At 44.7% G+C, this 24,020-nt stretch carries 21 protein-coding genes and 1 pseudogene; 17 read left to right on the forward strand and 5 right to left on the reverse strand.

The window, feature by feature from the left end:
- From AB4138_RS21400 to gntR, 11 genes and pseudogenes are all read left to right on the forward strand, one after another.
- Positions 1-971, forward strand: a 971-nt coding sequence (locus AB4138_RS21400) for an FAD-dependent oxidoreductase (protein WP_372307605.1), incomplete at its 5' end; no start/stop codon positions are given.
- A gap of 227 nt (positions 972-1,198) precedes the next feature.
- Positions 1,199-2,308 carry a putative 2-aminoethylphosphonate ABC transporter ATP-binding protein gene (locus AB4138_RS21405; protein ID WP_017067332.1) on the forward strand — a complete coding sequence of 370 codons (1,110 nt, stop codon included), beginning with the start codon at positions 1,199-1,201 and terminating at the stop codon, positions 2,306-2,308.
- A gap of 21 nt (positions 2,309-2,329) precedes the next feature.
- The gene (locus AB4138_RS21410; RefSeq protein ID WP_372307608.1) at positions 2,330-4,039 is read left to right on the forward strand and encodes a putative 2-aminoethylphosphonate ABC transporter permease subunit; all 1,710 of its coding nucleotides are present in this window, start codon (positions 2,330-2,332) and stop codon (positions 4,037-4,039) included.
- Between the two features lie 67 nt (positions 4,040-4,106).
- On the forward strand, positions 4,107-4,811 hold the full coding sequence (gene phnR, locus AB4138_RS21415) for a phosphonate utilization transcriptional regulator PhnR (protein WP_372307622.1): 705 nt from the start codon (positions 4,107-4,109) through the stop codon (positions 4,809-4,811).
- Between the two features lie 141 nt (positions 4,812-4,952).
- Positions 4,953-5,855 (forward strand): multidrug transporter, encoded by a 903-nt coding sequence (locus AB4138_RS21420; protein WP_372307611.1) that lies wholly within the window; start codon positions 4,953-4,955, stop codon positions 5,853-5,855.
- Between the two features lie 200 nt (positions 5,856-6,055).
- Complete coding sequence (locus AB4138_RS21425; RefSeq protein WP_009845626.1) at positions 6,056-7,072, forward strand: TRAP transporter substrate-binding protein; 1,017 nt, start codon at positions 6,056-6,058, stop codon at positions 7,070-7,072.
- A gap of 65 nt (positions 7,073-7,137) precedes the next feature.
- A complete protein-coding gene (locus AB4138_RS21430) occupies positions 7,138-7,695 on the forward strand; it encodes a TRAP transporter small permease subunit (RefSeq protein ID WP_017079674.1) in 558 nt (185 codons plus the stop codon).
- Complete coding sequence (locus tag AB4138_RS21435) at positions 7,688-9,010, forward strand: TRAP transporter large permease subunit (protein ID WP_017059512.1); 1,323 nt, start codon at positions 7,688-7,690, stop codon at positions 9,008-9,010. Before AB4138_RS21430 ends, AB4138_RS21435 begins: the two co-directional genes overlap by 8 nt.
- A gap of 118 nt (positions 9,011-9,128) precedes the next feature.
- Entirely contained in the window at positions 9,129-9,626 is a 498-nt protein-coding gene (locus AB4138_RS21440; protein WP_017059513.1) for a gluconokinase, read from the forward strand.
- Positions 9,627-9,629: 3 nt separating this feature from the next.
- Positions 9,630-11,138 carry an NADP-dependent phosphogluconate dehydrogenase gene (gene gndA, locus AB4138_RS21445; protein ID WP_372307613.1) on the forward strand — a complete coding sequence of 503 codons (1,509 nt, stop codon included), beginning with the start codon at positions 9,630-9,632 and terminating at the stop codon, positions 11,136-11,138.
- Positions 11,139-11,277: 139 nt separating this feature from the next.
- Positions 11,278-12,284 (forward strand): annotated as a pseudogene (gene gntR / locus AB4138_RS21450) (gluconate operon transcriptional repressor GntR).
- 115 nt (positions 12,285-12,399) lie between these two features.
- Here the strand turns inward: gntR and AB4138_RS21455 are convergent.
- The 3 genes from AB4138_RS21455 to AB4138_RS21465 form a co-directional block, all read right to left on the reverse strand.
- Complete coding sequence (locus AB4138_RS21455; RefSeq protein WP_372307615.1) at positions 12,400-13,182, reverse strand: siderophore-interacting protein; 783 nt, start codon at positions 13,180-13,182, stop codon at positions 12,400-12,402.
- A 200-nt stretch (positions 13,183-13,382) separates the two neighbouring features.
- Positions 13,383-14,861, reverse strand: a complete 1,479-nt coding sequence (locus tag AB4138_RS21460) for a peptide MFS transporter (RefSeq protein WP_080582209.1) — start codon at positions 14,859-14,861, stop codon at positions 13,383-13,385.
- Between the two features lie 415 nt (positions 14,862-15,276).
- On the reverse strand, positions 15,277-16,647 hold the full coding sequence (locus AB4138_RS21465) for an L-serine ammonia-lyase (protein ID WP_017059518.1): 1,371 nt from the start codon (positions 16,645-16,647) through the stop codon (positions 15,277-15,279).
- Positions 16,648-17,003: 356 nt separating this feature from the next.
- Between AB4138_RS21465 and AB4138_RS21470 the strand changes: the two genes are divergently transcribed.
- Positions 17,004-17,882, forward strand: coding sequence for a YdcF family protein (locus tag AB4138_RS21470; RefSeq protein WP_017064809.1), 879 nt, complete (start codon positions 17,004-17,006; stop codon positions 17,880-17,882).
- 4 nt (positions 17,883-17,886) lie between these two features.
- Here AB4138_RS21470 and AB4138_RS21475 read toward each other — a convergent pair whose 3' ends face one another.
- Both AB4138_RS21475 and AB4138_RS21480 read right to left on the reverse strand, forming a co-directional pair.
- Positions 17,887-18,009 carry a hypothetical protein gene (locus AB4138_RS21475; protein ID WP_017059520.1) on the reverse strand — a complete coding sequence of 41 codons (123 nt, stop codon included), beginning with the start codon at positions 18,007-18,009 and terminating at the stop codon, positions 17,887-17,889.
- 39 nt (positions 18,010-18,048) lie between these two features.
- Positions 18,049-18,309, reverse strand: coding sequence for a DUF333 domain-containing protein (locus tag AB4138_RS21480; RefSeq protein WP_017059521.1), 261 nt, complete (start codon positions 18,307-18,309; stop codon positions 18,049-18,051).
- 302 nt (positions 18,310-18,611) lie between these two features.
- Here AB4138_RS21480 and AB4138_RS21485 point away from each other — a divergent pair, with 302 nt between their 5' ends.
- The 5 genes from AB4138_RS21485 to AB4138_RS21505 all read left to right on the forward strand — a co-directional run bounded on the left by AB4138_RS21485 (position 18,612) and on the right by AB4138_RS21505 (position 23,953).
- Positions 18,612-19,130 (forward strand): NUDIX hydrolase, encoded by a 519-nt coding sequence (locus tag AB4138_RS21485; protein WP_017059522.1) that lies wholly within the window; start codon positions 18,612-18,614, stop codon positions 19,128-19,130.
- A gap of 228 nt (positions 19,131-19,358) precedes the next feature.
- Entirely contained in the window at positions 19,359-21,122 is a 1,764-nt protein-coding gene (locus AB4138_RS21490; protein WP_372307618.1) for an ABC transporter ATP-binding protein, read from the forward strand.
- Positions 21,116-22,900 carry an ABC transporter ATP-binding protein gene (locus AB4138_RS21495; RefSeq protein WP_372148128.1) on the forward strand — a complete coding sequence of 595 codons (1,785 nt, stop codon included), beginning with the start codon at positions 21,116-21,118 and terminating at the stop codon, positions 22,898-22,900. The genes AB4138_RS21490 and AB4138_RS21495 overlap by 7 nt, the downstream gene beginning before the upstream one ends.
- A gap of 235 nt (positions 22,901-23,135) precedes the next feature.
- A complete protein-coding gene (locus AB4138_RS21500; RefSeq protein WP_017067627.1) occupies positions 23,136-23,402 on the forward strand; it encodes a hypothetical protein in 267 nt (88 codons plus the stop codon).
- Between the two features lie 116 nt (positions 23,403-23,518).
- Positions 23,519-23,953, forward strand: a complete 435-nt coding sequence (locus AB4138_RS21505) for a hypothetical protein (RefSeq protein WP_102319749.1) — start codon at positions 23,519-23,521, stop codon at positions 23,951-23,953.
- Positions 23,954-24,020: the final 67 nt, after the last annotated feature.

Consider the following 24,020-nt stretch of genomic DNA (forward strand, 5'->3'; position numbering starts at 1 on the left):
AAAGTGTGCTCGCGCCCTGGGGTATCAATAGCTGGAAGAAGTGCGACAATTCTTTGGCTGATAAAGCGGGATCTGAACGCCACATTGAGGGTTACTGCTCAGAAGCTGCGGGTAGTGTGCAGCCAGCGTTATTGGCGAGAGGCTTACGCCGCGTTGCGATCGAATTGGGTGTCGAAATTCACGAAAACACAGAAATGACATCACTCGACTATGGCTCTCCCGCTCGAATTCAAACCAAAGGCGGGTCAGTATTTGCGGATAAAGTGATTTTGGCACTCAATGCGTGGATGCTCGATCACTTCAAAGAGTTCAAACGCAGCATTGTGGTTGTCTCTTCAGATATGGTGGTGACCAAGCCCATTCCGGAAAAGCTCAAGCAATTTGGCCCAGAGAAAGGGGCGGCGGTGGTAGATTCGCGTATCTTTGTCCACTACTACCGAGATACCCAGGACGGACGACTCATGTTGGGCAAAGGCGGCAATAAATTCTCGTTTGCGAATCAGGTTGAAAGCATGTTCAACCAAACGACTAACTACCTACCGATTCTCAATCAATCGTTCCAAAAATTGTTCCCTAAATTGGAACAAAGTGAATTCGATTACAACTGGTCTGGCGGCTCAGATCGTTCGGTCACCGGATTGCCATTTTTCGGTAATCTAAAAGGCCAAAGCAACATCTATTATGGGCTTGGTTACTCTGGAAATGGCGTTGCTCAAACCCGTATGGGCGGGAAGATTTTGTCAGCAATGGTGCTCGATATCGACAATGCTTGGACACGAAGCGGTTTAACTAAAGGCCCGTTAGGACACTTCCCGCCAGAGCCATTTCGTTGGGTAGGTGCGATGATGGTGCGTGATGCGGTACGAAGAAAAGAGAACGCGGAAGATTCGGGTAACACGCCATTGTGGCTAGATAAACAGTTATCCAAACTCGCAGGTGCGGCGGGCAAAGCCGACAAGGTTGAATCATAGATTAATCTTGCGTTTAAATTAGAAGTTTACATTAAAGCTCTCAGTGATTTATGGGCAAGTCACTGAGGGCTTTCAACGTTGAACGAACTGTTAATGCTGAACAAATAGCAATCCTTAATGCTTATTATATCTGCAATATAACTGTCATTTAGCTACTATAAATTTGTCACTCAACTGCAATATTCTCAGTTTAAATTTGGTATATACCATATAGAGAGTGCTGTAGTATGAGCAACCAAACTTATTTGAATATTGAAAACGTTGTAAAGCAATTTGGCCAATTTACAGCGTTAAAAGACATCTCCCTATCGATAGATAAAGGCGAGTTCGTCTGCTTCCTTGGCCCATCTGGCTGTGGAAAAACCACCTTATTACGTGCGATTGCAGGCCTAGACTTACCAACGTCAGGTTCTATTGAGCAGAACGGTAATGATACGACCTTCTTGCCACCAGAAAAGCGCGACTTTGGCATCGTGTTCCAATCTTACGCTTTGTTTCCAAATCTCACTGTGGAAGAAAACATTGCGATTGGTCTGAAAAACCAAGGCATGTCGACCAAAGAAGCCCTTGAGACGGTTGAGTCTTGGTTAGAGACCATTGGCTTACCAACGTCTGGTCAGAAATTTCCAAATCAGCTATCTGGTGGACAGCAGCAGCGTGTTGCTCTGGCTCGCGCATTAGCCTTGTCTCCAGGCTTGTTGCTACTCGATGAACCGCTTTCTGCGTTGGATGCGAAGGTAAGAACACACCTACGTGATGAGATCTGCCAACTGCAACGCAAATTGGGTATCACCACTATTATGGTGACGCACGACCAAGATGAAGCGTTAACGATGGCAGACCGTATTGTCGTGATGAATCATGGTGTTATCGAGCAGGTCGGTGCTCCTCAAGAGATCTACCAAAAACCTGTCAGTCGTTTTGTGGCTGAGTTTGTTGGTAGCATGAACTTTATTCAAGCTTCTGTTGCGGCTCAAGGCAAGATGCGTATTGCTGAGTCAATGCTGCCGTTACCTGGCTTAGATAATCTCACGCCAAATCTGGGTGATGTTTTTGATATTGCCGTTCGTCCAGAGCAAATCCAGTTTGTTGATCGTTTTAGTGAATCCTTGCCAGTGAGAATCGTATCAAGCGAATTCTTAGGGGCGTTTTATCGTGTTGAGTGTCAATTGCAACATGACTCAACGGCGAAAGAGATCATCGTTGATGTACCCGTCAAAGAGTTCAACCGATTGAAGCTGCGTCGCAGTGATATTCGTTACGTGGCGTTTGATCAAGAAGGCCTTAGAGCTTACTCATCGAAAAGCCTGCAAGTGATGAAAGACGAGGCGGCGTAATCAATCATGGAATCGACTCAAATGATGCAATCTAAGCTGCTAATTCAACGACGAGTACAACCTTTTCTGGCTCGGTTAAGCAAAGACAACGTAATTCTATTTGGGCTGTTGGCCTTTTTGTCTGTGGTCATGACGTTGTTTATCCTGATGCCACTGTGGGCAATGTTGAAAAAGAGTGTTCAGAACGCAGACGGTGAATTTGTAGGTTTACAGAATTTCGCTACGTATTTTGCGTCTCAAAGCCTGTGGCAGTCGGTAGGCAATACCTTCACGCTTGGATTGCTAGTGACCGTAATCGTGGGTGTCTTGGCGTTTGGTTATGCCTATGCGCTAACTCGTTCATGCATGCCTTTTAAGGGGCTTTTTCAAGTACTGGGTTCTGCGCCTATTCTTGCTCCGTCACTGCTTCCTGCAATCAGTCTTATCTTCTTATTTGGTAACCAAGGTATCGCTAAAGAAGTCTTGGGGGGCAACTCGGTTTATGGTTTGATTGGTATCTCACTGGGCTTGATATTTTGGACGTTTCCACACGCCTTGATGATTCTAACCACCTCATTAAGAACCTCTGACGCTCGCCTTTATGAGGCAGCACGTGCACTCAATACTTCATCGTTAAAAACTTTCTTTATGGTGACGTTACCTGCGGCAAAATACGGCTTGATCAGTACCCTGATCGTTGTGTTTACGCTGGTGGTTTGTGACTTTGGTGTGCCAAAGGTGATAGGTGGTAGCTACAACGTGTTATCGACTGACATCTTTAAGCAGGTGGTTGGTCAACAGAACTTCTCTATGGGTGCAGTAACCAGTATCTTGCTGCTATTACCTGCGTTGCTTGCGTTTACCGTTGACCGCTGGGTTCAAAAGAAACAAAAGAGCTTGTTTGATACTCGTTCTGTCGCGTACCAACCTGAACCTAGTTCACTACGTGATGGCTTATGTTTCCTTTATTGCACCATCATCTCTGCTGCTGTGGCTATTGTGTTGGGCATGGCGATATACGGTTCGATGGTCACCTTCTGGCCTTGGAACAAAGCGCTGACGCTAAACAACTACAACTTCGCAGAAATGAGTACTTATGGTTGGGCGCCATTCTTCAACTCCTTAACGCTTGGTGCTTGGACTGCGGTTATTGGTACTGTTCTGATTTTCTTAGGTGCATACTGCATTGAGAAAGGTCGCGCCTTCGGTCCTGTTCGTCAAGCGATGCAAATGCTCAGCGTTGTTCCGATGGCCGTTCCGGGTATGGTGCTGGGTTTGGGTTATATCTTCTACTTCAATGATTTGAGTAACCCACTTAACTTCTTGTATGGCACGATGGCGTTCTTGGTGATTAATACCGTGGTTCACTACTACACGGTAGGGCACATGACGGCGTTAACGGCATTGAAACAACTGCCTTCCGAAATTGAAGCAACAGCGGCTTCGGTAAACTTACCGCAATACAAGCTGTTCTTTAAGGTGACGGTACCTGTTTGTCTGCCGGCGATTTTAGATATTGCGACATACCTGTTTATTAATGCACTTACCACGACATCTGCGGTAGTATTCTTGTATTCTACCAATACGATTCCAGCGTCAGTATCAGTACTGAATATGGACGATGCAGGTCAAACCGGTGCAGCAGCAGCGATGGCGGTGATGATCATGATATCTGCAGCGAGTGCGAAGTTGATTCATATGCTAATCAACAAGTTATTCGATAAGCGCACCCAAGCTTGGCGTAAACGCTAGCGAACCACTTATATTGCAGTTGGCCAAGGAGTGGCTGACGACAAGAACAAGAATGAAAGGAAATGAAGTGCAGTACGTAAAAATCAAAGATGTCATCGTAGAGCAGATAGAGTCGGGGATGTTAACACCACGACAGAAGCTGCCTGCGGAACGTAAGCTGGCTGAATCGTTTGATACGACTCGAGTTACCTTACGCGAAGCCTTGTCTTCACTTGAAGCGGAAGGGCGCATTTATCGAGAAGACCGACGTGGTTGGTTTATCTCTCCAGCGCCACTGCGCTACGATCCAACACAAACGCTGAACTTCACCAATATGGCTCTATCGCAGAATCGACAGCCGAAAACTGAGTTGGTGGCGGCGAAAGGAATGTTAGCAACCAAGGAGGCGACTCGGCTTCTTGAGTTACAACCTTTCTCGGACGTTTATCGAGTAGACAGAGTTCGTTATCTTGAAGATAGGCCGGTTGTGTATGTGACCAACTACATTCGACCAGAGTTGTTCCCTAACTTGCTTGATTATGACTTGTCTAAATCGTTGACGGACATCTACCGCGAACACTTTGGTGTGGTGTATCAGAAGATCCGTTACCGAGTGAGCACAACGTCTTTACTTGGCGAGACAGCGCAAGCCCTGCGTGCGACTTCTGGCTCACCTGCAATGGTTGTTGAGCGTGTTAACTACAATCAAAACGGCGATCTGATTGACTGTGATATTGAGTATTGGCGTCATGACGCGATCAGTATTGAGTCAATCGCGCAGCTAGAGCGCTAGTCATACGTTAGAACGTTAGCATATCTGTAACTCTGTGGGCTTGCCCAATTGAATCGATCAAAGGTCTCTTACCAAGAGGCCTTTTTTATCCCCCGTTTTCAGCGACGGCTTTTATACGTCAGTTAATAAGTTAGGAATGAAATGGAATTCTCTGCCATCGTCATCGTGATAATTTCGGCTCTGCTTCATGCGGGTTGGAATGTTCTAGGTAAATCTAATCAAGGTTCGGGGTCGTCTTTTTTCCTTGCTTCTGGCTTTGCCGCTGCCGCGATCTTGACGCCTTACCTAATTTGGTATGTTGATAACGTTGGATTTTCAAACATCTCATTTCCATTTTGGCAATTGGTTTTGTTGAGTGGGATTTGCCAAATTGTTTATCAAATTGGGCTAGGTGCTGCATATAAACAGGCCGATATTGGGGTGATTTACCCGATGGCACGAGCGCTGCCCGTGTTGATGGTGGGTTTAGGCACGGTGTTGATAGGCTATGAGCTGTCACCTAATCAATGGTTTGGCTTCACCTTGATTACCTTGGGTTGTTTGTTTGTACCACTTAAGAAGTTTTCAGATTTTAGGTTAAAAGCGTATCTCAACCTTGGCGTACTGTGGGCGTTAATCGCGGCCATTGGTACCACGGGTTATTCCATCATTGATAAAGAAGCGCTTCTGTTACTCGATCCTTTGAGCACACCAGTTATAACTAACAAGCACACCGCGATTTTCTACCTAGGCATTCAGTTTTGGGCGATTGTGATTCCGCTGAGTGTTTGGTTATTCGTAACCAACCAAAGAATCGAGTTTACTAATGCTTGGATACTACGAAAGAAAGCCACGCTTGCAGGCATTATGATGGCTTCGACTTATGGTTTGGTGTTATTTGCGATGACTATGACAGAGAACGTCAGCTTGGTTGTGGCACTTAGGCAAGTAAGTATCATCTTCGGCGTAGTGATGGGGATCTACTTTTTAAAGGAAAAGTGGCACGTTACACGTGGTGTAGGCGTCGTTTTTATCATTGCAGGTTTAGTTATCTCACTGACTTAAAAAGAAATTAAATCCTACCTCCAACCTGTAATGTGACTTTTCAGTCACATTGCCCTTATTGATAGCAAACGTTTTACTAATGTTAAAGATGTGATCCTTCTCATAGACAAGGTTATAAAGTTACCGGTAACATCCACCTCAGCGTTACCGGTAACATATAATAACAAGCCGGACTCTGTGAAACTCATAAGGATACCCAAATGAAAGCTCTGACTAAAACGCTGATTGCCGCTTCCCTCACTGGTCTATTTGCTACTTCAGCAATGGCTGCAGACTTTAAACTTAAGATTCAATCTTCAGATCCATCTGGTGATTTGAACTTCAAGGTTCAGCAGAAGTGGGCCGAGCGCGTAGAAACGATGTCTAACGGACGTATCGATATCGATCTATTGCCTGTTGGTGCTGTGGTTAAGCACACAGAAACGCTAGGCGCGATCAAAATGGGTATCTTAGATGGCCACATCACAGCAACAGGTTACTTCTCTGGTAAAGATCCAGCATTCGGCCTTATCGGTAACATGGTTGGCGCATGGTCAGACACAACGCAACTGCTTCAGTACATGAACTACGGCGGCGGTAACGAGCTAATGACTGAACTGTATAAGCCTTACGGTGTTCAGTTCGTTGGTGCTTCTACTACGGGTGTTGAGTCTTTCATTTCTAAAAAACCAATTGATGGTGTCGCGGATCTTAAAGGTCTTAAACTGCGTGCACCTGAAGGCCTAGTACAACAAGTATTTGCAGCTGCGGGTGCGACTCCGGTAAACCTGCCGGGTTCTGAAGTATTTACTGGCCTAAGCAAAGGCGTAATTGATGCAGCGGACTACACGGTATTCTCTACCAACCAAAAAGCGGGCATGAACGACATTGCAACACACCCAGTTCAACCGGGTTTCCATTCACTACCGCTTATCGATATCTCTATTTCTCAGAAGAAATGGGACAAGATGCCAGCTGATCTACAAACAATGCTGCAAACATCAGTTCGTGACTTCTCTTACGACATGACAACTCAGCTGAAAATGGCTGACCAAGCGGCATTGAAAGAAGCTCAAGCGAACCCAGAAATCACTATCCATGATTGGTCTCAAGAAGAACGTAAAAAGTTCCGTGAAATCGCGAAAGGTCAATGGAAAGTATTTGCAGAGCGTTCTGATAACGCAGGAAAAGTTTACACCTCAGTGACTGTGTTCCTAGAAGAAAACGGCTTACTGTAATTTAAACTTAGTTTACTGAAGGGGGAGGGCATTGCTCTCCCGTATTCTCCCAGGAAATTTGGCCCATGACCGACAAAACTCCCCATGCCCCAGCTGAAAACGACGAGCAACCAAGAAATGCGCTTGATCGTTTTGTTATAAAGTTCAGTAATCTCGTGAGCTGGTTTTTTATCTTTACTGTATTGATTTCATTTTATGAAGTTGTGATGCGTTACGCATTCGATGCCCCGACCACATGGGTACATGAAACAGCTTCTTTCATCGGTGGTTCTTTATTCATTATTGGTGGCATCTACGCGTTTGCTGCGAATAAGCATGTACGTGTGGTTCTTATTTACGACTCAGTGTCTAACCAAGCACGCAAATATCTTAATCTTGTTCACCACATTGTAGGTTTGGCCTTTGCCGGCATGCTCGCTTATGCGGCTTACTTCACCGCAGAGGAAGCATGGTTTGCACCTTGGGGTGAATTCCGCCTTGAAACATCAGGGTCAGTGTTAAACGCGCCTTATCCTGCGCTGCTGAAAGGCCTGATTTTTGTCGTTTTGTGTGTTCTTGTTGTCCAGTTTGTATTGCACCTAATCCAAGAGTTGATGGGTCTAAGGAAGAATGACGATGTTTGATTTATCTTCTATTGGTATCGCATGGGGCAGCTTGCTCATGCTGGTTATGATGATTGGCTTGCTACTGACCGGTATGCAGCTAGCGTTCGTAACAGGCTTTGTCGCGATTTTCTTCACTCTATGCTGGTTTGGCCCTGATGCCTTACCTTTGATCGCAAGCCGTACCTACAGTTTTGCTTCTGGTTATGTGTTCTTAGCAGTACCGATGTTCGTTTTGATGGCGGCTTTATTAGACCGTTCGGGCATTGCTCGCGATTTGTTTGATGCAATGAAATCTGTCGGCCGTAAAGTTCGTGGTGGTGTGGCAGTACAAACCTTATTAGTCGCGGTTCTATTGGCTTCGATGTCAGGCGTTATCGGTGGTGAAACGGTACTACTGGGTATTCTCGCACTGCCACAAATGCTTCGTTTGGGTTATGACCGTAAGCTTGCTATCGGTACAACCTGTGCAGGTGGCGCACTTGGTACCATGCTTCCGCCAAGTATCGTACTGATCATCTACGGTATGACAGCTAGCGTATCGATTGGAGACCTGTTCAAAGCGTCTTTCTTGCCAGCGTTTATTCTTGCGGGCTGTTACATCGGCTACGTGTTGATTCGCTGTAAGCTGAATCCTTCTCTGGCTCCTCTTCCGAGTGATGATGAGACAGAAGAAGATATCGCAAATCAGCCAAGCTACTTCAAGGCTCTGTTCTTCCCACTGCTTTCTGTAGCAACAGTTCTAGGTAGTATCTACACGGGTATCGCTTCAGTAACAGAAGCGTCTGCTTTGGGTGTGGTTGGTATCATGATCAGTGCGCTAATCCGTGGTGAACTGAACTTCAGCATGTTGAAAGAGAGTGCCATCGCAACTATGCGTACCTGCGGCATGATCATGTGGATTGGTATCGGTGCTAGTGCATTGGTTGGTATTTACAACCTGATGGGCGGTATTGATTTTGTTGAAGAAACCATCCTTGCGCTCAGTGGCGGTAACGCGACAGTAACGCTATTAATCATGATGGCTATCTTACTGGTTCTAGGCATGTTCCTTGACTGGGTAGGTGTGGCACTTCTAACAATGCCAATCTTCGTACCAATCATCACTGGCCTTGGGTTCGACCCAGTATGGTTCGGCGTTGTGTTCTGTCTAAACATGCAGGTGTCGTTCTTGTCACCACCGTTTGGTCCCGCGGCCTTCTACCTGAAATCGGTAGCACCAAAAGACATCAGCTTAGGTGAGATTTTCTCTTCACTACTGCCGTTCATTGCACTTCAAGTATTGGTGTTGGCACTGGTTATTATCTTCCCTCAGCTCGCGCTTTGGTGGCAATAACAGCAAAGGTTCCAGAGCGAATCTAATGTTCAGGAACCGATCATCAGCAACACAAGTTTAACTATTAGATTCGATTGTCAGCCCCTGTTTTGGTTGGGGCTTAGGGAAGGCTTGCCTTATGAAAAGCAAAAAAATACTCGTGATGGGCGTATCTGGATGCGGAAAAAGCCTAATTGGTAGCCGTATCGCACAGGCTTTAGAGCTTCAATTCTTTGATGGCGATGACTTCCATCCGCAAAGCAATGTAGAAAAAATGCGTCAAGGTATTCCGCTGACTGACGAAGATCGTCAAGGATGGCTAGAAACACTCAACAAGCAATACATTGAGCAGCCAAGTGCTGTGATTGCATGTTCTGCATTGAAACCTCAATATCGCGACATTCTACGGAAGAACAATGAAGGTTTAGTTATCGTGTACCTACAAGGTAGCTTCGACACCATTTGGAACCGCCACAAAGCGCGCGAGAACCATTACTTCAATGGTCAAGAAATGTTGAAAAGCCAGTTCGCAACCTTGGTTGAACCGAATGAAGCCGATGCGTTGTTTGTTGATATCTCACAAGATGTCGAACAGGTAGTAGAAAGTGCACTCAAACAAATTAAGCAGATAGGCTAAACCATGACTCAGTTAAAAAACGACATCGCGATGATTGGTTTAGGCGTTATGGGCAAAAGCCTAGCACTCAACCTACTGGATAACGGCTTTAACGTTGCTGGCTTTGACTTGAATACAGACAACATTGATCGCGCCAGTTCAGAAGCAAAGTTGCTTAATGAATCGTTTACTGGTAAAGGTAAGTTCACACAAGGGGCTAGCCTTGAGCATGTGCTGCAAGGGCTCGCGAAGCCGCGTGTAATCGCTTTGTCGGTTCCTGCAGGAAAGCCTGTCGATATCGTAATGAGTAATTTGCTAGAAGCCGGTTTAGAGAGCGACGATATTGTTATCGATACAGGCAACAGTTTATGGACTGACACAGAAGCCCGCGAAGCTAACTATAAAGCCAAGCTTCGTTTCTTCAGCACTGCTGTATCTGGTGGTGAAGAAGGGGCTCGTGTTGGCCCGGCGCTTATGGCGAGTGGTGACCAATCGGCTTGGCAATATGTGAAACCGATGTGGGAAGCGATTGCTGCAAAAGTGGATGCTAATGGGCTACCGGTTGCTCAGTTTGAAGCGGGTGAAGCATGCGCTGCCTATGTTGGTCCTTCTGGTACAGGGCACTATGTGAAAATGGTACACAACGGTATTGAATATGCCGACATGCAGCTCATCTGCGAAGTGTATCAGTTCATGCGTGATGTACTTGAAATGCCAGCTCAAGAGATTGGCCAAGTTTTCGAACAGTGGAACAACGGTGTACTTAATAGCTACTTAATGGAAATCAGTGCCGACATTCTTCAACAAGAAGATTTGGCTACGGGTAAACCATTTGTTGATGTTGTGCTTGATAAGGCTGGCCAAAAAGGCACAGGCTTATGGACAGCAGTTAACAGCCTTCAGGAAGGCTGCCCAACTCCAACCATTGCACAGGCGGTTTATGCACGTGCGATGAGCGGTCAAAAATCACAACGTATTCAAGGGAGCAAACTGCTAAAAGGCAATGTTGCCGATGCGAGTCAGTTGGATAAAACAGAGGTTATTTCTGAACTTCACGATGCCCTATATTGCGCCAAGTTGTCTGTTTATGCACAAGGCTTTGATTTATTAAAGACAGCGTCAGACAAAGAGGGTTGGAATCTCGATTTCACTCAAATAGCTAAGATCTGGCGAGCAGGTTGTATTATTCGTGCAGCATTCTTACAAGGTATCACATCGGCTTATCAACAAAATGGTGAGCTGGCGAATCTGTTGTTTGACGAGGTTTTCATCAAACAAGTGGAAGAGCGTGAGCTTGCTTGGCGTATCGCCGTTGCTAACTCCGCTTTGTATGGTGTGCCGATGCCGGGGATCAGTTCTGCATTAAGCTACTTTGATTCTCTGCGCTGTGAAGTGTTACCAGCGAATCTATTGCAAGCGCAACGTGACTATTTTGGTTCTCATACCTATTCGCGAGTCGATAGAGAGGAAGCCGAAAAATTCCATGTTACTTGGAGTCAGTCCCCAAGAACTGAAGTAAAAGTAAACGCTTAAACAATCAATAACGCCCTCAACAAGAGGGCGTTTTTAATTATGATGCTGTATCAACATTTTACTAAATTAGGCTTCAAATTCCACGTCAGTCGGATGCACTGTTACCAGTAACATAACTCAAAAATAATAATTACTAATTATGTCGAATAAGAAAAAACGTCCAACATTACAAGATGTTGCCAACTTAGTTGGTGTCACAAAAATGACCGTCAGTCGCTGCCTGAGAGACTCTTCTCAAGTATCAGAAGCACTGCGAGATAAGATCAGTGCTGCAGTAGACGAGCTAGGTTATATCCCTAACCGCGCACCAGACATTCTTTCCAACGCAAAAAGCAATGCGATTGGTGTTTTGGTCCCCTCGTTAACTAACCAAGTTTTTGCTGAAGTTATTCGTGGTATTGAGCAAGTCACCGCGCCTGCGGGTTACCAAACCATGATTGCTCACTATGGCTATAGCGCAGAACTGGAAGAGCAGAGCATCGCTTCGCTTCGCTACTTTCTTACAACGTTGATGCGATTATCCTTTCAGAAAACGTGCACACTGATAGAGCGCGTAAGATGCTGCAGACTGTTTCTATCCCAGTGATTGAGATTATGGATTCGGTATCGCCAAGAATTGAACAAGCCGTCGGCTTTGATAACTTCGAAGCGGCAAGAGCGATGACTAAAACCATGCTCGACCGAGGGCGTACCAATATCGCTTACTTAGCGGCACGTATGGATGAACGTACGCGCTTGAAAATGGCAGGCTATGAGCATGCGATGCAAGAAGCCGACAAAACGCCAGTAACGCTGCAAACGGAAGACGCTTCCTCGTTTACTCTTGGTGCAAAGCTGATTGGTGAATTACTTGAGAAGCACCCTGAAGTGAATGGCATTTTTTGTACTAACGATGATTTGGCCATTGGTGCTTTTTACGAGTGTGTACGACGTGGTATTCAGGTACCAGAGCAGATGGCGATTGCAGGTTTCCACGGCCACGACATCACAGTGGCGATGACGCCGCGTTTAGCGACTGTCGTAACACCTAGGGAGCAGATCGGTAAAGTCGCTGCAGAGCAAGTTGTAGCGCGTTTGCAAGGTAACAATGAATGGGTGGCGAAGTTAGATCTCGGTTACGAGATTGAAGTGGGGGAGAGTATTTAATTTTACACTTCGACTTTGATTTTCATCGGATTCAAACTAAGACGCCCTTAACGAGATGAACTTCGCTAAGGGCGTTTTCTATTTATCTAGCAAGAAGATATATGTAGTGACAGGTTTAACCTGCTAAAGCTTGAGCATCTTGCTGTTTCAACACTTTGTGGCCATCTTCAGTGACACCACGTTTCCAGTAGCTGCTGATGTAGATGTTCTCTTTCGCGACTTCTTTTTCGTTGCGGAAGTATTGTCTTAGCTCACGCATGCTTTCAAATTCACACGCTGTCCATATTGAAACCTGACCTTCTAACCATTCTGTGTTGCGCACGGTTTGTGAAAGTGACTCTGAGGTTTCATCTTCAATTAACCAAGTGACTTTTATACCTTGAGGTACTTCAAGTGTTTGCTTGTCTGCTACTGAATTGATCTGAATGACAGCGTGGCCTGCTGCGTGTTCCGGGAGCGTTTTTACTTTTGCAGAAAGCGCAGGTAGGGACGTCATGTCTGCAACTAAGAAGAACCAGTCTGACTCTAGGTTAAGCCCCTGAATTAAACCAGGGCCAGCCACTGAAACCGTGTCACCCACTTTTGCGTTCATTGCCCATCGAGCCGCAAAACCACATTGCAAATCTGTAGTGATATGGCGAACAAAATCAACTTCAATCCACTGCTCTACAGGATTGTACTGACGAATGGTGTAAGTGCGCATGGTTGGGCGCTCACCTTCGTTTAGCTGGCTTAAATCAGTCGTGCCAAGTGGCGAGAATAAAAGCTTGATGTAGCCGCCGGCACATTCTGTTGGGTATTTACTTAATCCCTCACCGCTAAGCGTTATGCGCTGCATGTTTGGAGTAATTGTTGAGGTTTGAGTAACGGTTAATGTGATAGGGCTAGGCTTGCTCATATAAGGCTCTCTTAGATTTGGATTTCCACATCATAATCCTGAACTAAAAAACACTCAATACTAATAGTTATCATTTACTTTGATTTACACATGTACTACCTAACTTATACGACAGATCCTATTGAGAAACGGATCCTACAAAAAAGAGCCCTTTAGAAAACTAAAGGGCTCTTAGGATTGGTTTGACTCAGCGAACAGAATTAGCTGTTTGCTTGCTCTAGTTCAATCGTTTCTTCAGCGGCTTTCGCAGCTTCTAGCATCTTACGAATAATGAACGATGCTGCCATTGCGATACCTACCATCACGACGGCAAGAACAGTCAGCATTTGGAAGTAATCACCGTAAACCGTTTGCACGATCTCTTGTGTGATCTCTTGACCTTTCTCTAGTGCAATAGACGTTGAGAATACCGCGCCAACAATGCCTGATAGTGCGATAGCAACAGAGAACAAGCTTACTGAGAAGTTTTCAATGTGCTTAGGTGCAACAGACAGGATGAAGGCTACAACCATTGAACCTACAATCACTTCACCGAATGCTAGGAAGAAGTGAATCGCTAGGAAGACTTCTGGGCGGATCAGAATATCGTCACCAACTGTCGTTACTGCCATCGTAAGGATACCGAAAGCGATAGCCGTAAGGATGAAAGAGAAACCGACTTTGGTTGCAGTTGAGAAGTTAATGTTTTTCTTTTCTAGGTTAGAGAAGATACCCGCGATGATAGGGCCAGCAACCATACACCATAGTGGGTTCATTGCCATTGAAGCTTCAGGTGCGACAGGGATGAAACCAAATAGATCGCCACGCATTGTGTTGATCGCTACCATTGTCATCGAAGTCATCATCTGACCGTAGTACACGAAGAAACATGTCGTCAGGAATGTGATGATTAAGATAGTCCCCATTTTTAGCATGTCTGATTTCTTCGATTTCATCATCAAAGAGACAAAGTAGATGATCGCTGCACCACCGATTGCGTACACGATGTTTTGGCCAATATCCATGTTAGAGAACATGAAGAATACCAAGCCGATCATTGCTGCAGAAAGACCAAGGAACGCTGCCCAGTTTTTAGTGCTTACTGGTTTTTGGTCGATTTCAGCACTTGCTTCAACAAGGCCTTTGCGAACAAAGATCATCATCAGAAGCGCAGCACCGGCTAGCACCGCTGAAAGAAGGAAACCACCGTGGAAACCAACAACAAGTACTAGCATTGGGAACAGGTATTGGCCTAACAGAGCACCAATATTGTTTACTGAGTAGTTGATTGGGTAGCAGTTCTCAAAATCTTCTTGAGTTTTGAACGTGCGTTTGTAAAGACTTGGGTAAGAAGGGGACATCAAACCACGTGCATAACTTGCTAACGCAATACCACATAATGCCATCGGAACATTGGTTGCTGCTGCACCAAGTACCAGTAGAACGTAACCACTTGCGAACCCTAGGAAGGCAATGGTTAAAGATCGGTAGGCGCCTAAAAACTTGTCGGCGATAAAGCCACCTGCGATAGCAAATAGCGGTCCGATTGCAGAGAAAGCACCAACAACCATCATGGTGTCGGCTTCATTGTAGTTCAGATCTTCAAGGAAGAAACGAGTCAAGATCACCATGACGCCATAGAACGAAAGTCCGAACATCATTTGGCAGAACATCATTGATTTGTTTAATCTATTCCACATTATTTTATTCTCACGTTTGTATTAATATGTAGTGTAATTGCCCGATTATAATATCATTAGTAGTAATACATAAACTTAAACATCTGTCCCAAGCAGAACTTTACTCGATATATCTTTTCTTATGAGTGCATTCATATTTCTCATGAATGAGATTTGCAACGTTAGATTTTGCAAGTGGATGCATGGCGGTATGAAATTTAGCCATCATCATTTGTGGCTAAGTAATGAACTAATAAAGGGAAAGTTAGAGGTAGTCATTCTGTAAGTTATTTTGAGTGAGTATCACTTTCAATTAGCTGTTGGGCTTTAGCCAATAAAAAAGCCAGCTTGGTGGCTGGCTTTGTTGAGATATTGAAAACTAAGTTTACAAGAATGCTGTCTCTATAGAGGCTTTCTCCACTCGTGTTCCTGTCTTTTATTCACAAGGTGGTGCCATGTGGATCACGGCTAGGCCGCCTAAAGAAGTTTCACGGTACTTCTTGTTCATGTCTTTACCTGTTTGGTACATGGTCTCGATAACCTTGTCTAACGAGATAAGACACTTGCTGGTACGTTTCAACGCCATGCGCGATGCATTGATGGCTTTCATTGCACCCATTGCGTTACGTTCGATACATGGCACCTGAACAAGGCCACCGATCGGATCGCATGTCATGCCCAGTGAGTGTTCCATCGCGATCTCAGCGGCAATACAAATCTGTTCGTTGCTACCACCACGTAGGGCAGTTAGGCCTGCTGCGGCCATTGATGAAGAAACGCCGACTTCACCCTGACAACCTACCTCTGCGCCAGAAATCGAAGCGTTGGTTTTGTATAAGATGCCGATTGCGCCAGAGACTGCCAAGAAGTCTTTAAGCTGCTTGGTGTCTAGCTCTTTGATGAAACGATGGTAGTACATCAATACCGCAGGAATAACCCCAGCTGCACCGTTGGTAGGTGATGTCACGACCTGACCGCCCGCTGCATTCTCTTCACTCACGGCAAAGGCAAATAGGTTAATCCAATCCATGATCTCCATTGGATCGTTTTCAATCGAGGCATTCGCTTCAAGCTTTTTAAGCAGAGCAGGTGCTCGACGAGTGACTTCTAGGCCGCCATCAAGGATGCCTTCCGTGTCAAAGCCACGCTGCATACACAGAGACATCACCTTCCAAATTTGGTCGGCTTTCTGGTCAATCACATCCATACCTTGGAATGAAACTTCGTTACGTAGAATTAAGCCACCAAGGCTCAGTCCTTGTTGTTCGGATAGTTCAAGCAACTGATCAGCAGAAGAGAAAGGGAACTCAACTTGAGTTTCTGCTTCCTGTTTGCCGTTTTGTAGCTCATCAGCGGTTGCGATAAAGCCACCACCAATCGAGTAGTAGGTTTCCATATCCAGAAGGCTGCCGCTTTCGTTAAAGGCAGAGATAGTCATACCATTTTCATGCAGCGGAAGGTTGGTCTTGTGGAAGAGCAGATCGCTTTCTACATCGAAATAAATTTCATGGTTACCGCTAACCAATAGAGATTTATCTTCAATCGCCTTACGCATTGCTTGGTTAGCACTGGTGATTTTAATGGTGTCGGGGCGGTTACCTAGCAAACCTAACAAGGTCGCTCTGTCTGTGTGGTGACCAATACCCGTCAATGATAACGAGCCGTATAAGTCGATTTGAATACGCTTCACTTGCTTAAGCTGAGCATCAATTTTTTGGGTAAAGTTAAACCCAGCGATCATTGGTCCATTTGTGTGGGAGCTGGATGGTCCAACCCCAATTTTGTAGATATCAAAAATAGACAGCATAGTAACTTCCTGTGAAGACGGTTCGATGGACGAACTCTGTGTAAAATTTGTATTTGGTTAGTTGCACTTCTTTGAGTGAACCTGTTCTGTGGGTGAAACAGTTATGCGATAGAGCGTATTCATTGATTGAAAGGGCTCTTTTATCGACTAGTGCTAACAAGCATAGAGCGATGAAATACAAGAGCGTGCTATGTTTGCTGTAAAGCGACACGTTTATTCTTGTATTACCTAAGATGTCGCTATCAATAGTGAGCATTATTGCGAGCAACATATAAGAATTTCAAAATACTTTTGTTAACAAGTATTGTATACATAATTCACTCCATCTAATCCCCAAAACGAGACTTGAACATAAAATGAGCATTAATCACCTCCTTATTGTGCTGGGTAAGCGACTTAATGAGAATAAATTGACTGATGAAGGAATCAGTCGAGTTGATGCTTTGGTTGAGTATCTGGCGGAGCCTTTGGTAGAAGAGTCGAATCAGCAAACTGCGGTAGCATTTTGTGGTGGGCTAACAAAAGGGCAAACACTGTCTGAAGCCGACGCGATGCACCAGTACTTTAGAAAGCTTGAAAAGCAGCGTGAACATCCGTTTTCTTTAGGGGCGATTTTGCTCGAGCAGCACTCGACCAACACTGTCGAGAACATACAGAACTTGGCCTCAGAGATGATTGCAAGCGGGCTGTTTACTCGCGGGCAAAGTGTGCAAGTGACATTCGTTTCGAATGACTACCATTTACAACGTATATTCGAGATTCAATCGCTCATGGGCGAGCAAGGTTTGCTTAAAGTTCTCATCGAGAAGTGTTCCGCACTTGGGGTAGAGCAGCAAATAGATCGCAGGTTGGAGGCTCATGTTGCGGTGCCATACCCACATCAAAGTGCTCAGGGGCAATTGTTTCTGTTGATGGACGTACTGACGACCTACCGAGTTTATCTTGAAGGTGTTTGTGCGGGCGCATTTAAGCGAGATTTAGAGTTGGTTAGACGAGAGCCAGAAAGACTGTCTTTGGAAGCATTGATCACTGCCAAAGAGCTCGTTGGACGTTCATCTGACTTTGACATTGTGGAGAGTTTACTCCCAGCATTGGAGCGCTGTATCCAGCAGACTTCAGTGGGTACCGATGTAAAAAAAGTCAGGGAATACCTAGCTCTACTAGATACTAACCTGACTTTATTGAATCGTTATTTAGATCCGGAATCGGATCACACACATCGCTGGTGGCGATAGGTGATTATTTCTTTCTCGTGATGCCAATAACGGTCTTTAAACTCGCAAAGGCAATCAGACAGTAAGCTAGAAGCTCAGTGCCTTCTTCAGCGATGTTTTTAACCGCTCGAACGTAATCATCGCCCATAACATTGTGCCAGAAGGCTCATGTGTTTTTTTACAGTGATTAACTTTGGTTTTCTGAATCTTGCTCATGGTTATTGCGGTAGTACTCCCACTGTTCAATGCGCTCGCCGTCATCGAATACACAGTAAGTTGTACGCTGATTGTTTTCAGTAACCGTGTCTAATTCACCGTCTTGTTGAACACAATAAACCGCTGCTGGGTTAGCGACTGAAACACGTTGGCCCTCGCTATATTCTGCATAGTCGTTTGCACAACCGCCTAATACAACGGCACATACAGCCATCAAACCAATTTTCTTCATGTCTATCTCCTACGTGATAACTCTATAATCGAATGCGTTAAGTTCTACAGAACCAAATGAGAAGCTCTATGAAATTAGTATATTTTAGATTTCAGAAAAGGTTGTCCTAATTTGGTCAAGATATTGAAATAGGTTGATATTTCTTCATGTTTAACGACTTTTTGAGTGTTAGATCAAGCTAAGTGGATTCAAGTTACCGTAGGAATATCCCCGTCCGATCCGTTCTGGCTAGCGGTTGTGAACCTCGAATCTATTGATGATTATGATATGATGCCGCCAAATTCAGTAGAGCAGTCAGAATCATGAGACACCTAAAAACAACCATCCATCCTGATATCGACCATCTAGACAATAAAACGGTCTATAAGCGCAACGCTGCCCGTGCCATTGTGTTAGATGGTGAAGACATTCTGATGCTGTATACAGAGCGTTATCACGACTACACCATTCCTGGTGGTGGTTTGGATGAAGGGGAAGATGTGATCGCAGGTATGGTTCGTGAACTCGAAGAAGAGACTGGCGCGAAGAATATCCATAGCATCAAGCCGTTCGGCATTTTTGAAGAGTTTCGTCCTTGGTACAAAGACGATGCAGACATGATGCACATGATTTCTTACTGCTACTCATGCAAGATCGATCGTGAGCTTGGTGAAACGGCTTACGAAGATTATGAAGTGAAAAACGGGATGAAACCGGTGTGGATGAATATCCATGAAGCGATCGCTCATAACGAAAAGACCATGGCAGAGAGCCCTAAGAAGGGCATGAGTATTGAACGTGAAACCTTTTTGCTGCATTTGATTGCCAAAGAGATGCTTTAGCCGTTATCAATACTAGCCTGCTAAGCTATTTATTTGCCGCCACTTTTGGCGGCAAAATTGTTTCTAGCAATGCTAAAATTTAATAGCGGAAACTAATTATTGAATATGGTTGATATTGTCAACTAAGTGTTTTTGATGTATCTTTACCTCAGCGATGAACCTATCTAGCTTAACTGCCCGGTTATATCGTTAAATCTCGCTGTGAGCCTGCCCTAAACAAAGAATACTATGAATAAAAGACAGTTTATTGCCCATTATCTGCGCATGAATCGCACCTCGTACTTATTGGCGATTGTGTTCATCTTTCTCGTCAACTGGTTTCAAGTAGAGATCCCTCGCTATATCCAATTGGCGATAGATTTGATTGATGATGCCTCTTCAACTGGCCACCAACAGCTTCAAACCTATGTTGGGATTGTGGTCGGGATGTCGGTTGCCATGGTGGTGGTGAGAATTCTGTCTCGTATCTATGCGCTTAATCCGGGGCGAATTACAGAGGCCGCACTTAAAAGTACACTTCTACAAAAGTTGAATCGCTTACCGAGCAGCTTTCACGAACGCTTTGCTTCGGGTCGACTGATCTCGATTATCAACAATGACCTTAGTGGCATTCGACTGCTGTTTGGTGTCGGCTTCTTGCAGTTCTTCAATGCCTTGCTTGCGTTGTCGTTGACGCCTCTTTACATGTGGCGCATATCGCCAGAACTCACACTGTATTCGATCATTCCTATCTCAATCGCTTTTGTGATTTTCCGTGTGGGCTTCAAGCGTATGAAAGCGCTGCATTTAGAGCACATGAAGCGCCTACAAAATCTGTCTGCTCAGCTAATGAGTTACCTGTCTGGGATTGATCTCATTAAGAGCCAGCAGATGTCACCTTGGGTGAAAGCTGAAACTGAAAAACTGAACCAGTTATTGCTTGAATGCCGCCTTAAAATTACACGCATTCAAGTCTTCTTTATGCCGGTACTCGACTACGCCAATGACCTGATGAAAATCATCATTCTTGGGCTTGGTGGCTACATGTTAATGAGACAGGAACTCACACTTGGTGAGATTACCGCCTTTCTGACTTACTCAGTTTTGCTCGCTATGCCATTGATGCAACTTGGCAGAATCGCGACCATTTATCAGCGAGGCATGGTCGGTATCCAAAGTGCACAAACCATTCTTAATGCCAAAGTCCCAGAGCTAGATGAAGATAAGCTTACTGAATTAGATGTTGAATCGCTGAAGGGAAAAACGTTTTCCGTTCGCAATCTCAGCTTCAGCTATTCAGGTGAAGAACGCGTGATTCTCGATGACATCAGCTTTGATATTCCAACAGGTAAGAAAGTGGGTGTGTTAGGCGGGATCGGAGCGGGTAAAACGACATTAGTGAACTGCTTAAACCACCACTTGGATGTACCACAAGGTTCTGTTTTCCTTGGTGAAAGAGATGTCACTAGCTTCTCACGCAGTGACTTACGCCGTTACGTGAAAACCGTGACTCAAGACCCTTACCTGTTTTCAGCAACCGTCGAAGACAATATCCGCTTTGGTAGCCTAGATACCGATTTGGCAAAGAGTCAGGTTGATGAAGTGCTAGAGCTCAGCCAGTTGGCTAGTGATGTGACACGTTTTGAACACGGCGATCAAACCTTAGTCGGTGAGAAAGGGATCATGTTGTCAGGTGGTCAGAAGCAGCGCTTAAGTATTGCGCGTGCTTTATTGCAACCCACCGACCTGATCATCATGGATAACGTTCTATCGGCTGTCGACTATGAAACAGAACGTAAGATCTTGGAAGGTTTGTTTAAACGTTTGGAAAATCAATCGGTTCTTGTGGTTTCACACCGCGTTAATGCCCTTGAATATATGGATGAAGTCATCGTGTTGAACGAAGGTAAAGTGATCGCGAAGGGCGACCACGCCACGTTATTGAAAACCTGTGATTACTATTACGATACATGGCAACTACAGCAGAATGAAACGGAGGCAGCAGCATGTTAAAACGTGTTGATCTCAAGTACCTCAAGCACTTTTTTAAGTTTGCTAAGAAATACAAAGGCTCTGCGATTCTGGGCATCGCTATGCTTCCTCTTTCTGTCATCACGAGCTTGTTGTTCCCTTGGCTGATCATTCAAGTGATCGATGTTCACCTGAGTCACGGGGATATGGATGGACTGCTCGAGTACGTCTTCTATCTCGTTGCCGTGCTGGTGGCGAGCTATGTGGTGGATACCACCTATTCGTACAACCTACGTAAAACCGGGCAATACACGATAACTGACATGCGCTCAGTGTTGTTTGCTCGCGTGCTCAAACTGCCACGCAGCTATTTTGATAACACACCGATTGGCGTAACGCTTTCACGATTAACCAGTGATTTGGAAACCATCGGCGAGACGTTTGTTCAGTCGGTTGTCGGGCTAGTTAAAGACAGCATCAATACCATTGCTCTGTTAGTGATGATGTTCTTTATTGATTGGCAGTTAACGATGATTGTATTGATCATTATGCCACCAGTGATGTATTTGACGGTTTATGTACGAAACCGACTTCGTGCACTCTATAAGGTGACTCGTTCTTCGTTGGCTCGCGGTATTGGCTTTTTACAAGAAGTCTTATTTGGCATGAAAACCGTTCAGATGTACCGAGCGGAAGAGCAAGTCGAGCAACGCTACCAAGGCTATACCGATGAGTTTTTAAGAGCGCAGAAGAAGATCAATAAATACGATGCGATTTTGTTCTCGTTTATCTCCGGCATCACTTCAATCACTATCGCGATTATGATCTGGTATGGCTCTGAGCAAGTGATAGAAGGAGCGCTCACCTTGGGTGTGCTGATTGCGTTCATCAATACTTTAGAGAAAGTGTTTGTGCCGATCCGTGACTTTACTTCGCAGATCGCTTCGATTCAGAGTTCATTTGCAGCGTTTGACCATATTGAAGAGCTGTTTGTTGAGCCGACTGAAGAAGAAGGGCGCAACCTGTTGTCATCTAACAAGGTTGAGAAGCAGCTTGAACAGTTTGTGAGCCTAGAGTTTAAGAACGTAAGCTTCCGCTACAAAGACGACTCTCCCTACGTTCTAAAGAATGTCTCGTTTGTATTGGAGAAAGGGCATCAAATCGCGCTTGTGGGTTCGACGGGCTCGGGCAAGTCGACGATTCTGCGTCTGATCTCTAAAGCCTACCAAGACTATGAAGGCAGCATTTTGTTGAATGGAATAGAGCTGTCACAGATCTCAAGTGAAGACTCTGCTCATTTGTTCTCAATGATGATGCAAGACGTGCACTTATTTGAAGAGACCATCCAATTCAATATCGCGCTGGGCAAAACGCATCTATCTAGAACTGAGGTTGAACAGGCGGCGCGCTATGTTTATGCCGATAAGTTTATTGAACAATTGCCACAAGGTTATGACTTCCACTTGGAAAAGAACGGCTCTAACTTGTCTGTAGGGCAAACGCAGCTTATCTCGTTCGCTCGAGCGGTTGCACAGGGTGGTCAATTGATGATGCTTGATGAGGCGACCAGTTCGGTAGATTCAATCACTGAAGACCTGATTCAAAAAGCAATGCAGCGCCTTTTCAAGGAAAAAACCGTGATTGCGATTGCACACCGTTTGAGTACCGTTCGTCACTCAGATACGATTTTGGTGTTGGAAAAGGGTGAAATTGTTGAGCAAGGTAATCATCAACAGCTGGTGGCACACAATGGTATTTATGCTGGCTTGTTACAAGAATCGATTGTAGAAACGGGCGATTCTCAAGTAACGGTTGCCTGATCACCTCAAATCAGGTTTACCGTTATCGATACTATGAATTGGTGTTGCTTATGTTTCACCAATTTCTATTCTTTTCTAGTATTCCCAGTAGCTTAGGGAAAATAAAACATATTTTACGATTATTAATATGTTATGATATCCCTACTACTAAAGGGGTGTCTTAGGGCATCGGGATGTATGCAAGCAAAAAGAACCGGCTTGTGTCAGTCACTTTCTGGCGAATATGGAATCGAAAATGTTGTTGGAAGAAGTTGTAGAAATTATCGAATTAACCGACTCAGACCATTTATCTCAAGCAATGGAACTGTTTAACGAGCATGGTTTTGTTGATACTGAGTCTTTACCTTTTATGAATGTTGTTTTTGAAACAGCACCAGATCAACTTGCGAAGAAGCTGTCGCAGATTGGTTTTAAAGGTTTAGTGCAAGTCGAAAAGAATGAAGATGCATCGGGCTTCACCATTATTGATGCTGACCGCGTTCTGCTAAAAGATTCTGCTTAGTTGAAAGGCTCTGCTTAGCTGCAAGATTCTTCTTAATGACAAGAATAAGATTCAGCTTAGTGAAAAGACTCTATCCAGTTCAGTAACACCCGTTATGATTATTTGAGGTTAACACAGTGACAACAGCAACCGTTTCATCAACAGAGCAACACATTTCCAATGAACATGCGCTTTTAGGTGCATCGTTATTAGCGTCTCAAAAAGTTGAGTTGGCTCTGTTCAGTGTGATCTCTAAATTAGTTAAAACCCTATCAAAAGATCAGCAACAGGCATTAGGTTTGGATTTGGATACCTTTTTAAGGGAGAAGCCAAGTGAACAAGCCTCGACTCTGAGCCGCTACGAAAATACGTTTGGTGAACAACTTCCTTTGAAGGCTAATGAACTCAACGATTTTATTTATCATCGAAACTTGGTCACTCGTGGCTTTTGGCGTGTGACTGGTGCTGATGTTAAAGGCGGTGAGAAACTTGCTAACCCAGAGCTTTATTTAAAAGAGTTCTTGGCTAAATGTGAATACTGGCAAGTGATGATTGATACTCAAACCAAGTAATCAAATTGAAATAAGAAAGCCATAGCGAACATGCTATGGCTTTTTTGTGGTTCATCGCGGATTAGCG

The organism is Vibrio sp. 10N.286.52.C3, from assembly GCF_041468865.1.
Classification (GTDB): domain Bacteria; phylum Pseudomonadota; class Gammaproteobacteria; order Enterobacterales; family Vibrionaceae; genus Vibrio; species Vibrio crassostreae_C.

Excerpts from the sequence above, each read along its gene's own strand:
- AB4138_RS21460 (WP_080582209.1), bottom strand. The coding sequence starts at position 14,861 with ATGTGGAATAGATTAAACAAATCAATGATGTTCTGCCAAATGATGTTC.
- AB4138_RS21440 (WP_017059513.1), top strand. The coding sequence starts at position 9,129 with ATGAAAAGCAAAAAAATACTCGTGATGGGCGTATCTGGATGCGGAAAA.
- AB4138_RS21455 (WP_372307615.1), bottom strand. The coding sequence starts at position 13,182 with ATGAGCAAGCCTAGCCCTATCACATTAACCGTTACTCAAACCTCAACA.
- AB4138_RS21490 (WP_372307618.1), top strand. The coding sequence starts at position 19,359 with ATGAATAAAAGACAGTTTATTGCCCATTATCTGCGCATGAATCGCACC.
- AB4138_RS21495 (WP_372148128.1), top strand. The coding sequence starts at position 21,116 with ATGTTAAAACGTGTTGATCTCAAGTACCTCAAGCACTTTTTTAAGTTT.
- AB4138_RS21425 (WP_009845626.1), top strand. The coding sequence starts at position 6,056 with ATGAAAGCTCTGACTAAAACGCTGATTGCCGCTTCCCTCACTGGTCTA.
- AB4138_RS21420 (WP_372307611.1), top strand. The coding sequence starts at position 4,953 with ATGGAATTCTCTGCCATCGTCATCGTGATAATTTCGGCTCTGCTTCAT.
- AB4138_RS21405 (WP_017067332.1), top strand. The coding sequence starts at position 1,199 with ATGAGCAACCAAACTTATTTGAATATTGAAAACGTTGTAAAGCAATTT.
- AB4138_RS21470 (WP_017064809.1), top strand. The coding sequence starts at position 17,004 with ATGAGCATTAATCACCTCCTTATTGTGCTGGGTAAGCGACTTAATGAG.
- AB4138_RS21465 (WP_017059518.1), bottom strand. The coding sequence starts at position 16,647 with ATGCTGTCTATTTTTGATATCTACAAAATTGGGGTTGGACCATCCAGC.
- AB4138_RS21500 (WP_017067627.1), top strand. The coding sequence starts at position 23,136 with ATGTTGTTGGAAGAAGTTGTAGAAATTATCGAATTAACCGACTCAGAC.
- AB4138_RS21480 (WP_017059521.1), bottom strand. The coding sequence starts at position 18,309 with ATGAAGAAAATTGGTTTGATGGCTGTATGTGCCGTTGTATTAGGCGGT.
- AB4138_RS21485 (WP_017059522.1), top strand. The coding sequence starts at position 18,612 with ATGAGACACCTAAAAACAACCATCCATCCTGATATCGACCATCTAGAC.
- AB4138_RS21430 (WP_017079674.1), top strand. The coding sequence starts at position 7,138 with ATGACCGACAAAACTCCCCATGCCCCAGCTGAAAACGACGAGCAACCA.
- gndA (WP_372307613.1), top strand. The coding sequence starts at position 9,630 with ATGACTCAGTTAAAAAACGACATCGCGATGATTGGTTTAGGCGTTATG.
- AB4138_RS21410 (WP_372307608.1), top strand. The coding sequence starts at position 2,330 with ATGATGCAATCTAAGCTGCTAATTCAACGACGAGTACAACCTTTTCTG.
- AB4138_RS21475 (WP_017059520.1), bottom strand. The coding sequence starts at position 18,009 with ATGGGCGATGATTACGTTCGAGCGGTTAAAAACATCGCTGAAGAAGGC.
- AB4138_RS21435 (WP_017059512.1), top strand. The coding sequence starts at position 7,688 with ATGTTTGATTTATCTTCTATTGGTATCGCATGGGGCAGCTTGCTCATG.